The 13,424-nt window shown below is 60.4% G+C and carries 10 protein-coding genes; all 10 read left to right on the top strand.

The features are described from left to right. Positions 1 to 41: 41 nt before the first annotated feature. The 10 genes from alg8 (at position 42) to AC0IXS_RS20215 (ending at position 13,416) form a co-directional block, all read left to right on the top strand. The gene (gene alg8 / locus AC0IXS_RS20260) at positions 42 to 1,523 is read left to right on the top strand and encodes a mannuronan synthase (RefSeq protein ID WP_025994639.1); all 1,482 of its coding nucleotides are present in this window, start codon (positions 42 to 44) and stop codon (positions 1,521 to 1,523) included. A gap of 40 nt (positions 1,524 to 1,563) precedes the next feature. Continuing rightward, positions 1,564 to 2,736 carry a PilZ domain-containing protein gene (locus tag AC0IXS_RS20255; RefSeq protein WP_471825529.1) on the top strand — a complete coding sequence of 391 codons (1,173 nt, stop codon included), beginning with the start codon at positions 1,564 to 1,566 and terminating at the stop codon, positions 2,734 to 2,736. Between the two features lie 2 nt (positions 2,737 to 2,738). Continuing rightward, positions 2,739 to 4,151, top strand: coding sequence for an alginate biosynthesis TPR repeat lipoprotein AlgK (gene algK, locus AC0IXS_RS20250; protein ID WP_029242288.1), 1,413 nt, complete (start codon positions 2,739 to 2,741; stop codon positions 4,149 to 4,151). Continuing rightward, positions 4,148 to 5,629 carry an alginate export family protein gene (locus AC0IXS_RS20245; protein ID WP_057409272.1) on the top strand — a complete coding sequence of 494 codons (1,482 nt, stop codon included), beginning with the start codon at positions 4,148 to 4,150 and terminating at the stop codon, positions 5,627 to 5,629. Before algK ends, AC0IXS_RS20245 begins: the two co-directional genes overlap by 4 nt. A 26-nt stretch (positions 5,630 to 5,655) precedes the next feature. Then, a complete protein-coding gene (algG, locus tag AC0IXS_RS20240; protein ID WP_122435852.1) occupies positions 5,656 to 7,266 on the top strand; it encodes a mannuronan 5-epimerase AlgG in 1,611 nt (536 codons plus the stop codon). A 14-nt stretch (positions 7,267 to 7,280) separates the two neighbouring features. Further along, positions 7,281 to 8,720 (top strand): alginate O-acetyltransferase AlgX-related protein, encoded by a 1,440-nt coding sequence (locus tag AC0IXS_RS20235; protein ID WP_449125606.1) that lies wholly within the window; start codon positions 7,281 to 7,283, stop codon positions 8,718 to 8,720. An 8-nt stretch (positions 8,721 to 8,728) separates the two neighbouring features. Then, entirely contained in the window at positions 8,729 to 9,862 is a 1,134-nt protein-coding gene (locus AC0IXS_RS20230) for a mannuronate-specific alginate lyase (protein WP_025994636.1), read from the top strand. A gap of 130 nt (positions 9,863 to 9,992) precedes the next feature. After that, the gene (locus tag AC0IXS_RS20225; RefSeq protein WP_025994635.1) at positions 9,993 to 11,549 is read left to right on the top strand and encodes an MBOAT family O-acyltransferase; all 1,557 of its coding nucleotides are present in this window, start codon (positions 9,993 to 9,995) and stop codon (positions 11,547 to 11,549) included. Between the two features lie 10 nt (positions 11,550 to 11,559). Continuing rightward, the gene (locus AC0IXS_RS20220; RefSeq protein ID WP_122669191.1) at positions 11,560 to 12,735 is read left to right on the top strand and encodes an alginate O-acetyltransferase; all 1,176 of its coding nucleotides are present in this window, start codon (positions 11,560 to 11,562) and stop codon (positions 12,733 to 12,735) included. 12 nt (positions 12,736 to 12,747) lie between these two features. Continuing rightward, entirely contained in the window at positions 12,748 to 13,416 is a 669-nt protein-coding gene (locus tag AC0IXS_RS20215; protein ID WP_004886260.1) for an alginate O-acetyltransferase AlgF, read from the top strand. Positions 13,417 to 13,424: the final 8 nt, after the last annotated feature.

The raw sequence follows: 13,424 nt of genomic DNA, 5'->3' as shown, positions 1-13,424 counted from the left end.
CCTGGGGCTTGAGGCTTGCAACTGACTTAGGGATACAGATTATGCAGAGGCTAAAACACGGCCTTTTACAGGCCGCCGGTTGGCTGTTTTATCTAAGTTTATTAATGGGTATTGCCACGGCATTGCCCACCAGTATCTTCGACTCACAGTCGAAGAACTTTATCTTTCTGATTGGCGCCGTGGGTATCTGGCGTTATTCGATGGGTATTACGCACTTTGTGCGCGGGATGATCTTTCTGTACATCGTTTACCCGCACTTGCGCCGCAAGGTTCAAAAGTTGGGTAAGGCTGCAGATCCGTCCCATGTGTTCCTGATGGTCACCAGCTTTCGTATTGACGCGCTCACCACCGCTCAGGTGTACAGCTCGGTCATTCGTGAAGCGATCAATTGCGGTCTGCCGACCACCATCGTCTGCTCGCTGGTGGAAATGTCCGATGAGCTGCTGGTCAAGGCGATGTGGGCCCGTCTCAACCCGCCGGACCGCGTGAAGCTGGACTTCGTGCGCATCCCCGGCACCGGCAAGCGTGACGGTCTGGCCTACGGGTTCCGTGCCATTTCCCGCCACCTTCCGGATGAGCGCGCGGTTGTTGCGGTAATCGACGGTGACACCGTTCTGAACGAAGGCGTCGTGGCCAAGACCGTGCCGTGGTTTCAGCTGTTCGACAACGTCGGCGGCCTGACCACCAACGAGTTCTGTGAAGTGCGCGGCGGTTACATCATGAGCGAGTGGCACAAGCTGCGTTTCGCTCAGCGTCACATCAACATGTGCTCGATGGCCCTGTCCAAGCGCGTTCTGACCATGACCGGTCGTATGTCGGTCTTCCGCGCCACCGTGGTCACCGACCCCGAGTTCATCGCCGACGTGGAAAGCGACTCGCTCAACCACTGGCGTCTGGGCACGTTCCGGTTCCTGACCGGCGACGACAAATCCAGCTGGTTCAGCCTGATGCGCCTTGGATACGACACTTTCTACGTGCCGGATGCCGCGATCAACACGGTCGAGCACCCGCCCGAGAAGAGTTTCCTCAAGGCCAGCCGCAAGCTGATGTACCGCTGGTACGGCAACAACCTGCGTCAGAACTCGCGTGCGCTGGGCCTGGGTGTTCGTCGCCTTGGCCTGTTCACCAGTGTGGTGCTGTTCGACCAGCGTGTATCGATGTGGACCTCCATCCTCGGTCTGACGGTCGCCATCATCGCCAGCTTCAAGTACGGCGGAGCCTTCCTGCTGATGTACCTGCTGTGGATCGGCATGACCCGCCTGATCCTCACGCTGCTGTTGTCCTTCTCGGGACACAGGATCGGCCCTGCGTACCCCCTGATTCTCTATTACAACCAGATCGTCGGCGCCCTGATGAAGATCTACGTCTTCTTCCGCCTGGACCGCCAGTCCTGGACGCGCCAGGACACCAAACTCAGCCGCGACATGGCCAGCTTTCAGGGTTGGTTCAACACGTGGTCGTCCCGAACCATGACTTTCTCGGCTGGCACCATCTTCGTCGCCGTGCTGTTGACGATGGTTTGACCGGGCCAACGGATTAATCGCTTAAGTAGGAAAATTAGCCATGAATACAGCCGTGAATGCGAACGTCGTACATGAATCCGAAGCCCAGCGCCAACACGCCCGGGTCAAGATCCCTGCCAAGCTGCGCCTGCTGAACGATCAGCCGAACGCCCCGCTGGTACGCATCGAAGACCTGTCGGCCGGTGGCCTGAGCTTCGTCGCGCCGCAAGGCCATCGCTACACCGCAGGCGAGGTCATCAAGGGCCGCCTGCAGTTCCTGATCGACAACCTCGGTCTGGCCATGGACGTGGAGATGCAGGTCCGCTCGGTAGACAATGCCAGCGGCCGTGTCGGCTGCCAGTTCCAGAATCTGGAAGCCCAGGACATCGCCACGCTGCGCCACCTGATCACATCGCACCTGTCCGGCGACATCGTCAGCCTGGGCGAAGTGCTGGCAACCCTGCAGCGCGACAACTTCACCAAGGCGCGCAAGGTCAAGGGCAACGACGGCGGCATGAGCGCCATGGGTCGCCTGCGCGCAGTCACCTTCAGCCTCGGCGTCTTCATCGTCGGTCTGGCAGCGTTCGGTTTCATCTTCAAGACCATCTACGGCCTGTACTTCGTCAGCCACGCCTCGGCCGGTCTGGTCTCGATCCCGAGCATGGACATCACCATGCCGCGCGAAGGCACCGTGCAGAGCCTGGTTCAGCCGAACGGCGAAACCACCAAAGGCGCACCACTGGCCAGCTTTAACACCAGCATGCTGGAAATGCTCAAAGGCAGCCTGACCGGCGAAGACCTGCAGCCTGCGAAAATCGAAGAGCTGTATGGCAAGCAGATGAGCGGCACCCTGACCAGCCCATGTGACTGCGTCGTGGCTCGCCAGCTGGTCGCCGACGGTCAGTACGCCAGCAAGGGTCAGGTGATCTTCCAACTGGTGCCACGCAACGCACCGGCCACGGTTGAAGCACGCTTCACCTATCGCCAGTTCAACGACGTCAAGCCGGGCACCCGTGTCAGCTTCCAGGTCGCTGGTGAAGACAAACTGCGCACTGGCGAGATCGTCAGCAGCACCAACCTGAGCGACACCGACCTGTCCACCGACATCCGTGTACAGATCAAGCCTGACGAAAGCCTGAGCAGCTCGCTCGCCGGCCGTCCTGTTGAAGTGGTCAGTGATCGCGGTCCTTCCGTGAACTGGCTGATCGACAAAGCCGTGGCCGCGGGTCTGTAATCATGAGCAGCCCATTACGACGCCTGTCGACCCCCACGCTATTGAGCCTCGCCGTCGCGCTCGGCCTGAGCGGCTGTGCCGGCCTGCCTGACCAACGTCTTGCCAATGAAGCCTTGAAAAACGGCGACACTGCATTGGCGGAGCAGAACTATCGGCAGCTGGCGGATCTGGGCTACAGCGATGCACAGGTTGGCCTGGCTGATATCCAGGTCAACACCCGCGACCCTGCCCTGCTCAAGCAGGCGGAAGCCACTTACCGTGCGGCAGCCGAGACCTCGCCACGGGCGCAATCGCGCCTGGGCCGTCTGCTGGCCGCCAAGCCGGACGCCACCGACGCCGAACGCCACGAAGCCGAAACGCTGCTGAAGAAAGCCTTCGCCAATGGTGAGTCCGGCACGCTGGTCCCGCTGGCCATGCTTTATCTGCAATACCCGCACACCTTCCCGGACGTGAATGCGCAGCAGAAGATCAGCCAGTGGCGCGCTGCCGGTTATCCGGAAGCAGGTTTGGCCCAGGTGCTGCTGTATCGCACCCAGGGCACCTACGCCGAGCATCTGGATGAAGTGGAAAGCATCTGCAAGCAGGCGCTGAACACCACTGACATCTGCTACGTCGAACTGGCCACCGTCTACCAGACGCGTGGTCAGGCCGAGCCGCAGGCTGCCTTGATTGAACGCCTGAAAAGCGAACACGCCGCTGGCCGCATCAGCGCTCAGCGCGTGGACAGCGTGGCACGCGTACTGGGCGACTCGACCATCGGCACGCCAGACGAAAAGACCGCCCAGCAATTGCTGGAAGGCATCGCGCCGGGCTATCCCGCTTCGTGGGTCACCCTGGCCAAGCTGCTTTACGACTTCCCCGAACTGGGCGACGTCAACAAGATGATGGAGTACCTGGAAAACGGCCGCGCAGCCGACCAGCCGCGCGCCGAGCTGCTGCTGGGTCGCCTGTACTACGAAGGCAAATGGGTCACGCCCGACGCCTTCAAGGCAGAAGCGCACTTGAAGAAAGCCGCAGCGACGGAAATCTCCGCCCATTACTACCTGGGTCAGATCTACCGCCGCGGTTACCTCGGCCAGGTCTATCCGCAGAAAGCCGTGGACGAGCTGTTGACCGCCGCCCGTGGTGGCCAGAACAGCGCCGACTTCGCCCTCGCGCAACTGTTCTCCCAAGGCAAGGGCACCAAGCCTGACCCGGTCAATGCCTGGGTATTCGCCCAACTGGCGCTGACCAGCGAAACACCGCAGGCCACTGAACTGGCCCAGCAACTGAGCACCACACTGCCGCCTGAAAAGCTCGCCGGCGCCAAGGATCTGTTGGCACGTGAGCAAAAAGTCCGGGGCGCAGCCGCCAACCAGAGCGTGATGGCGATGCAGGCCCTGCAAGAAGAAAAAGACGGTGAGGAAGCACTATGAAGTTGAATCCCCTGATGGCCGCCGGCGTGGGCCTTGGCTTCAGCCTGCTGTGGGCGTGCCCGACACTGGCTGCCCTGACCGAACAACAGAACTTCGGTCTGGAAGTGAAAGCCACCGGCCAACTTGAAGACGACCGTGATCTGGGCACCCGTTCGGGCGGCGACGTCAGCGGTCTGGGCCTGGACCTGCGTCCATGGGTCTACGGCGAGCGCGGCAACTGGAGCGGTTACGCCATGGGCCAGGTGGTCACCGCCACCGACACTATTCAGACCGACCCGCTGGAGCAATCCACCGGCGCAGGCGACGGCCAGACTCAAGTCTCCCGTGGCACCGCCAGCGAGCGCGAAGTCGATAAATCCTACCTGGCACTGCGCGAATTCTGGATCGGCTACAGCGGTTTCACGCCCTACCCCGGCGAGATCCTGAAAGTCGGTCGTCAGCGTCTGCGCAATGACGACGGCCAGTGGCACGACACCAACATCGAAGCCATCAACTGGACCTTCGACACCACGCTGCTGCGTGCCGAGCTGGGCGCTGCACAACGTTTCAGCGAATACCGCACCGACCTGACCGAACTGGCCCCCGACGATGAAGATCGCCAGCACCTGTTCGGTTCGGCCAGCTACCAGTGGACTCCGGGTCACTGGGCAGGCGTACGTGCGCACTACAGCCACGACGACGGTAAGCTCAAGGATCAGGGTCAGGAACTCGACGACCTGGACAAGACCTCCAACGGCGACCTGACCTGGCTGGGTCTGCAGGCTGACAGCGATGCCTACAACTACCGCAACACCAATCAACTCAACTACTGGGGCAGCCTGACCTGGCTCAACGGCGACCGTGACGAGATCCGCGTCAACGGCGTGAATGACCAGTACTTTGCCGGCGAGAAGAACAGCCGCGACATGAACGGCTGGGCCACCGACCTGGGCCTGCGTCTACGCCTGGACCCTCAGTGGCAAGTCGGTGCGGCCTACTCGCGCGCCAGCAAGGATTACGTTCAGAACGGCCTGGAAAGCAACCGTTCGAACTGGACAGGGACCCGCTCGCGTATTCATCGCTTCGGTGAAGCCTTCCAGGGCGAAATGGCCAACGTGGAAACCGGCTCGCTGTTCGCTTCCTGGCAGATGAACGAGGAATATGACGCCTCGCTGATCTACCACAAGTTCCGCCGTGTAGACGGCAACACCGGCATCGGTGGCTCGGGTATCAACGCTGTTCGCGAGAACGGCGACAGCAATACCTTCAGCTCGCTACCGCTGGAAGATGGTCGCAAGGACCTGGGTCAGGAAATGGACCTGGTCGTGACCAAGTACTTCAAACAGGGCCTGCTGCCAGCCTCGCTGAGCCAGTCCTTCGACGAACCGTCGGCTCTGGTGCGCTTGCGTGCCGGCGTCTTCAAGCCCGGCGACGCGTACCACAACGGCGTGGATGAATACATGCACCGCGCCATTGTCGACGTCATCTGGCGCTTCTGATGCGAACCGCCAAAGGAGTGCCACAGATGAACAGTCAAGCAAGCAACGGGCGTAGCCGCACCTGGCCACACGCCCTGCTGGAAAGCGCCGTGCTGAGCAGCGCGCTGCTGATGGCCAGCGGTGCCGCACTGGCCAACGCGCCTGTCACCCCCGAGGCGCCGAAGGCAGTGGTCAAGGAGCTGCAACAGGCCAAGACCTACACCATCACCAGCCCGCCGACCGCGCCGCTGGAAATGGCCAAGCCGGTGCTGCCCGACCTCAGCGGCTACACCGCCGAGGCGGCATTGAAAAAGATCGTTCGCAACAAGCCGGGCAAGGTCACTGTTGCCCGGATGATGGAAGAAACAGGCCTGAAGGAATTCATCGGCGGCGACAACAAGATGGCTGAATGGGTGACCCGTCAAAAGGGTATCCCGCAAGCGATCATGATTTCCGACGGCTATGTGAACCTTCAGGACCTGGCCAAGAAGGTGCCCAAGCAGTTTCTGAACGAAGTGTCGCCGGGCGTCTACGTGGCGCGTCTGCCGATCCTGGTCAAGGAAACCGGCATCTTCGAGATCGACAGCAAGACAAAGGAATTGCGTCTGTCTCAGGAGAAAGGCTCGTTCATCGTCAGCGAAGGCAAGATGCTGATCACCCACACACAGGTCAACGCCTGGAGTGAAACCCGCAACAGCCTGGCGACCTATCGCAAGCCTGACGAGTTTCGCCCGTTCGTGCTGACCTGGGGCGGCTCGGAAACCTGGATCGCCAACACCAAAATGGCGAGCATGGGCTACGACCAGAGCAAGTCCTACGGCATCAGTATTTCCCAGTACACGCCGAACACCGCAAAGATCCTCAAGCGGGCCGAACCGACCGGCTGGATCATCGATTCGGAATTCTCGGACATGTGGTACGGCTTCTACTGCTACGAGACACGTGATTTCGTGGTCAAGGGCAACACCTACCGCGACAACATCGTTTACGGCATTGACCCGCACGACCGTTCCCACGGCCTGATCATCGCCGAGAACGACGTCTATGGGACCAAGAAGAAGCACGGGATCATTATTTCCCGGGAAGTCGACAACAGCTTCATCTTCCGCAACAAGAGCCATGACAACAAATTGTCCGGCGTGGTTCTGGACCGTAACAGCGTCGGCAACATCGTCGCCTACAACGAGATCTATCAGAACCACACCGACGGCATCACCCTGTACGAAAGCGGCAACAACCTGCTGTGGGGCAACCGTGTTATTGCCAACCGCCGCCACGGTATCCGGGTGCGCAACAGCGTGAACATCAAGCTGTACGAAAACATCGCCACCGGTAACGGGCTGATGGGCGTCTACGGCCACATCAAGGACCTGAGCGATACCGACCGCGACATCGAGCTCGATCCGTTCGACGCTCAGGTGTCGCTGATCATGGTCGGCGGCGAACTGGCCAGCAACGGCTCCGGCCCGCTGTCCATCGACTCGCCCCTGAGTGTCGAGCTGTATCGCGTCTCGATGCTGGCCCCGACCAAGGAAGTCGGCATCAGCCTCAACGGCATCCTGGGCGAGCGCCAGAACGAGATCCTCGACCTGCTGGTACGCCAGAAGAAAGCCGTATTGATCGACCCCGTCGAAAGCCAGACCGAGCTGCGGGAATGAGGAAGGGTATTGTTATGCACGCACATTTGATCAAGCTGTTGAGCCTGTCCAGCCTCACCGCCGCGCTGATGGCCGCGGCCGGTGTCGCTCGGGCCGACGACTCGCAGGCGCCGACCTTTACCGCCGAGCCCTGCTGCAGCCTGTGCCCGGCTGCGCACGACGCGAAGAACTACACCACGCGCTATCAGCAGAACTTCACCACGCTGGTACAGGCCGAAGGCGACTGGCTGTTCCGTACCCAGGAAGACCTGCGTACCGAATTCGACACCACGCCTGCCGGCTACCGCCGCATGAAAGAGCTGCATGACGCGTTCAAGAGCAAGGGTGTCGAGCTGGTGGTGGTCTATCAGCCGACGCGCGGCCTGGTGGATCGCAACAAACTGTTCCCGGCCGAACGCGACAAGTACGACTACGACAAGGCGCTGAAAAACTATCAGGCCATGCTCGGTCGCTTCAGCAAGATGGGCTACTGGGTGCCTGATCTTTCGCCGCTCACCAACGAGCAGCAGGCGCACGACTTCTACTTCCGCGGCGACCAGCACTGGACGCCTTATGGCGCACAACGCACGGCGAAGATCGTGGCCGAGACCGTCAAGAAAGTTCCGGGCTACGCGGACATTCCCAAGCGTGAGTTCGAAAGCCACATCTCCGGACGCATGGGCAAGACCGGCACCCTGCACAACATGGCAGGCCAGTTGTGCGGCACCAGCTACGCGATCCAGTACATGGACCAATTCAGCACCGAGCCGAAAGGCGAAGCCGGTGACGGCGATCTGTTCGGCGATTCCGGCAACCCGGAAATCACCCTGGTCGGCACCAGCCACAGTGGCAAGAACTACAACTTTGGCGGATTCCTGCAGGAATACCTCAGCGCGGACGTGCTGAACGTGGCGTTCCCCGGTGGTGGTCTGGAAGGTTCGATGCTGCAGTACCTGGGCAGCGAAGACTTCCAGAAGCGTCCGCCGAAGATTCTCATCTGGGAATTCTCGCCGCTGTATCGCCTCGATCAGGAAACCATCTATCGCCAGATGATGGCGCTGCTGGACAACGGTTGCGAAGGCAAGCCGGCGGTCATGAGCGCCACCACCACCCTGAAGCCGGGTAACAACGAAGTGCTGGTCAACGGCAAGAACGGCATCAAGGACATTCGTAACGGCAGCAACCAGATCGATATCCGCTTCGACGACACCTCCGTGAAAGTCCTTCAGGCCAGGCTCTGGTACATGAACGGTCGTCACGAAGACCTGAAAATCGAAAAACCGGAAACATCTGACACCGATGGACGCTTCGCCTTTGAATTGCGCGAAGACGAGGACTGGGCTGATCAGCAGTTGCTGGCCCTCGAAATCCAGGGACCGGAAGCAGGAGCAGAACCACAGAAAGTCGAAGCGAAAGTATGCAAACGCAACGTGTTCCCGAGCGCTGCGAAACACACCGCTCAAGCCGGACTATGAGGTGACTTATGCAGACTCCGAAACTGATACGCCCTACCCTGCTGTCGATGGCAATCCTGTCTTCGATGGCCTGGGCCATGGGTGCATCCGCAGCCGCGACACTGGTCCCACCCAAGGGTTATGACGCACCGATCGAAAAAATGAAGACCGGTGATCACAACTTTACCTGTGATGCCATTCCCAAGCCGTACACCGACAAACTGGTGTTTCGCAGCAAGTACGAAGGCTCTGACAAGGCTCGCGCCACACTGAACCTGCAGTCCGAAGAAGCCTTTCGCGATGCGACCAAGGACATCACCACCCTTGAACGTGGCGTCAGCAAAGTCGTGATGCAGTACATGCGCGATGGTCGTCCCGAGCAGCTCGACTGCGCGCTGAACATGATGACCACATGGGCCAAGGCCGATGCGCTTGAATCCCGGGAGTTCAACCACACCGGCAAGTCGATGCGCAAATGGGCGCTGGGCAGCATGTCGTCGGCGTACCTGCGGTTGAAATTCTCCGAGTCCAAACCGCTGGCCAACCGTCAGCAGGACGCGCAGATCATCGAAGCCTGGTTCAGCAAACTGGCTGATCAGGTCGTCAGCGACTGGAGCAATCTGCCGCTGGAAAAAATCAACAACCACTCGTACTGGGCCGCCTGGTCGGTGATGGCAACAGCCGTCGCGACCAATCGTCAGGACCTGTTCGACTGGGCAGTGAAGGAATTCAAGGTTGCCGCCAATCAGGTGGACAAGGACGGTTTCCTGCCGAACGAAATGAAGCGCCGTCAACGCGCCCTTTCGTACCACAACTATGCCCTGCCGCCACTGGCCATGATCGCCAGCTTTGCTCAGGCCAACGGTGTGGATCTGCGTCCGGAAAACAACGGCGCCTTGAAACGACTGGCTGATCGCGTGCTGGCCGGGGTGAAGGATCCTTCGATGTTCGCCGAGCACAACGGCGAAAAACAGGACATGACGGACCTGAAGAAGGACCCGAAATTTGCCTGGCTGGAACCGTTCTGCGCGCTCTACACCTGCAACGCCGAAACGCTTGAGGAGAAACATGAAAAGCAGCCGTTCAAGACGTTCCGTCTGGGCGGCGACCTGACCAAGGTCTACGACCCGTCCCATGAAAAAGGCGACAAGGACGGTTCCTGATTCGGTGACGTAATGCTTTGAGTGGCGGGAGCTGAGTGATCGGCTCCCAGAGTGATTCACCCCCCTGTTTTCGATGGGGGGTTTGGGGGGGCTTTTGGCCCTTGAATGTTGGACAAACGGAGAGATAAGGATGGTTTTCTCATCCAACGTGTTCCTGTTCCTGTTCTTGCCGATCTTCCTCGGCTTGTACTACCTGAGCGGGCAACGCTATCGCAATCTGCTGCTGCTGATCGCCAGCTATATCTTCTACGCCTGGTGGCGTGTGGACTTCCTGGCACTGTTCATCGGCGTCACGGTCTGGAACTACTGGATCGGCCTTCAGGTGGGCGCAGCAGGCGTGCGGACCAAACCGGCACAGCGCTGGCTGCTGCTCGGCGTGGTCGTGGACCTCGGCATTCTGGGCTACTTCAAGTACGCGAACTTCGGCGTGGACAGCATCAACGCGGCGATGACCTCCATGGGTCTGGAACCGTTCATCCTGACGCACGTGCTGTTGCCGATCGGTATCTCGTTCTACGTGTTCGAGTCCATCAGCTACATCATCGACGTGTACCGCGGCGACACCCCGGCGACCCGCAACCTGATCGACTTTGCGGCGTTCGTGGCGATCTTCCCGCACCTGATCGCAGGTCCCGTGTTGCGCTTCCGTGACCTGGCCGACCAGTTCAACAACCGCACGCACACACTGGACAAGTTCTCCGAAGGCGCCACCCGCTTCATGCAGGGCTTCATCAAGAAAGTGTTCATCGCCGACACCCTCGCGGTCGTGGCGGATCACTGCTTCGCCCTGCAGAACCCGACCACAGGCGATGCCTGGCTCGGTGCGCTGGCGTACACCGCACAGCTGTATTTCGACTTCTCCGGTTACAGCGACATGGCCATCGGCCTGGGCCTGATGATGGGTTTCCGCTTCATGGAAAACTTCAAGCAGCCCTACATCAGCCAGTCGATCACCGAGTTCTGGCGTCGCTGGCACATCAGCCTGTCCACCTGGCTGCGTGACTATTTGTACATCACGCTGGGCGGCAACCGGGGCGGCAAGTTCGCGACCTACCGCAACCTGTTCCTGACCATGCTGCTGGGCGGTCTCTGGCACGGCGCCAACGTCACCTACATCATCTGGGGTGCCTGGCACGGCATGTGGCTGGCAATCGAGAAAGCGCTGGGCATCAACACCAAGCCTTACAGCTTCAACGTGATCCGCTGGGCACTGACCTTCCTGCTGGTGGTGATTGGCTGGGTGATCTTCCGCGCAGAAAACCTGCACGTTGCGGGTCGTATGTACGGCGCCATGTTCAGCTTCGGCGAATGGGAACTGTCCGAGCTCAACCGTGCAAGCCTCACCGGCCTGCAAGTGGCGACGCTGGTTCTGGCCTACGCAACTCTGGCGTTCTTCGGTCTGCGTGACTTCTACCAGAACCGTCAGGCCGACGATGGCAAGAGCGCCAAGGCCGACGGCCCTGCCACCGCACAACCGGGCACCATCAAGGCCGTTCCTGGCGACGCGCCCGGCAGCCTGCATCTGCCTGGCTACACCGTGGGCAGCGAAGCGCAGGTGCAACCGGCCTACTGGGTTGCCGACTGGCCCCGCTACGCCATGCGTGCACTGATCCTGCTGCTGTTCGTTGCTTCGATTCTCAAACTCTCGGCGCAGAGCTTCTCGCCGTTCCTTTACTTCCAGTTCTGAGGAGCCTGACATGACCCGTTCATTACGAATCCTCTACATCGCCATCTTCCTGGGTCTGCTGTTGATCCTGGGCGCCTGGTCCCTGCGCAGCTTCAGCACGTTCTCGACTTCGGCCGAGACCACCGTGCTCAACGGCAAGTGGACCAAGGCGGCGGAAACCCATTACGACGATGAGTTTCCGATCAAGCGCCTGGGCACCAACCTCTGGGCGGCGCTGGACTACAAGCTGTTCAACGAAGGCCGTCCCGGCGTCGTGCTCGGCAAGGACCAGTGGCTGTACACCGATGAAGAGTTCGATGCCGTTGCAAACGGCGAGCAGAACGAAGCGGACAACCTGGCGTTGATCCAGGGCGTACGTGACGCGCTGGAAAAACAGGGCACCAAACTGGTTCTGGCGATCGTTCCGGCCAAGACCCGTCTGTACCCGGAACACATCGGCGACACCAAGCCTGCCAGCCTGCACGCCGATCTGTATCAGCAGTTCCACGCGCAGGTCGCCAAGGCCGGGATCTTCGCTCCCGACCTGTTGGCACCGCTGCAGGCGGCCAAGCAGAAGGGCCAGGTCTTCCTGCGCACCGATACGCACTGGACGCCGATGGGCGCTGAAGTGGCCGCGCAGCAACTGGGTGTCGCCATCGCCCAGAAAGCGCCGCTGGAAGGCGAGCCTGAACAGTTCGTCACCCAGGCCAAGGGCAGCGAGCCGTACAAGGGCGACCTGACCACGTTCCTGCCGCTGGATCCGCTGTTCAGCAACATGCTGCCCAAGCCTGACGAGCTGCAACAACGCAGCACCGATCCGGTCCAGGGCGAACCCGCTGGCGATGATGCCCTGTTCGCAGACAGCGACATTCCGGTCGGCCTGGTCGGCACCAGCTACAGCGCCAACCCGAACTGGAATTTCGTCGGCGCATTGAAAGAAGCCCTGCGCAGCGACGTCGTCAACTACGCCGAAGACGGCCATGGCCCGATCCTGCCGATGCTCAAGTACCTGCAGACCGACGCCTTCAAGAACACCCCGCCACAAGTGGTTATCTGGGAATTCCCGGAGCGCTACCTGCCGGCTCACAACGACCTTGGCGAGTTCGATCAGCAGTGGATCGCCGAGCTGAAAAAATCGCGAAATACCCAAGATAACGTGGCGTTGAACGCCAACCCATCCGAGTCGCCCAACCGGGCGCAAAACTGAGAGGACTGACTCATGACCCAACACACAACTGCAAACCGTTCGAACAAGAACCGTTTCTTCAAAACCTGCGCACTGGCCGCAGGCCTGGGCCTGATGTCCCTGCAAGCCTTCGCAGGTGACTCCGCCCTGTACGGCCCGACCGCTCCGAAAGGCTCGACCTTCGTGCGTGTCTACAACGCCAGCAACGCTGAAATCAGCGCCAGCGTCGGTAACACAAATATGAACGAAGTCGCGCCACTGGGCAGCACCGCGTTCAGCTTCATGCCACAGGGCGACTACACCGCCAAGCTGGGCAGCCAGAGCGTGCCGGTGAAACTGGCAGGCGATCACTATTACACGCTGGTCAACAACGCCAGCGGCAAACCGCAACTGATCGAAGAACCACCGTTCAAGAACAAGCAGAAATCCCTGGTTCGCGTGCAGAACCTCAGCGACAAGGCACTGACCCTGAAAACCGCCGACGGCAAGACCGATGTGGTCAAGGCTGTGGCAGCCAAGGGTACCGGCGAGCGTGAAATCAATCCGGTCAAAGTCAGTCTGGCGCTGTACGACGGCGACAAGAAAGTCACCGATGTGAAACCTGTGGCCCTGGAACGCGGCGAAGCCGCCGTTCTGTACATCACCGGCAGTGGCAGCAGCCTCTCGCCAGTGTGGGTCAAGCCACCGGTTGCAACCCGCTAAAGGATAAA

This window comes from Pseudomonas sp. AC016, assembly GCF_979253365.1.
This window is presented reverse-complemented; position numbering and strand designations above follow the sequence as displayed.

Bases quoted from the DNA above. Each gene is read 5' to 3' on its own strand.
- alg8 (WP_025994639.1), top strand. From the start codon at position 42: ATGCAGAGGCTAAAACACGGCCTTTTACAGGCCGCCGGTTGGCTGTTT.
- AC0IXS_RS20255 (WP_471825529.1), top strand. From the start codon at position 1,564: ATGAATACAGCCGTGAATGCGAACGTCGTACATGAATCCGAAGCCCAG.
- algK (WP_029242288.1), top strand. From the start codon at position 2,739: ATGAGCAGCCCATTACGACGCCTGTCGACCCCCACGCTATTGAGCCTC.
- AC0IXS_RS20245 (WP_057409272.1), top strand. From the start codon at position 4,148: ATGAAGTTGAATCCCCTGATGGCCGCCGGCGTGGGCCTTGGCTTCAGC.
- algG (WP_122435852.1), top strand. From the start codon at position 5,656: ATGAACAGTCAAGCAAGCAACGGGCGTAGCCGCACCTGGCCACACGCC.
- AC0IXS_RS20235 (WP_449125606.1), top strand. From the start codon at position 7,281: ATGCACGCACATTTGATCAAGCTGTTGAGCCTGTCCAGCCTCACCGCC.
- AC0IXS_RS20230 (WP_025994636.1), top strand. From the start codon at position 8,729: ATGCAGACTCCGAAACTGATACGCCCTACCCTGCTGTCGATGGCAATC.
- AC0IXS_RS20225 (WP_025994635.1), top strand. From the start codon at position 9,993: ATGGTTTTCTCATCCAACGTGTTCCTGTTCCTGTTCTTGCCGATCTTC.
- AC0IXS_RS20220 (WP_122669191.1), top strand. From the start codon at position 11,560: ATGACCCGTTCATTACGAATCCTCTACATCGCCATCTTCCTGGGTCTG.
- AC0IXS_RS20215 (WP_004886260.1), top strand. From the start codon at position 12,748: ATGACCCAACACACAACTGCAAACCGTTCGAACAAGAACCGTTTCTTC.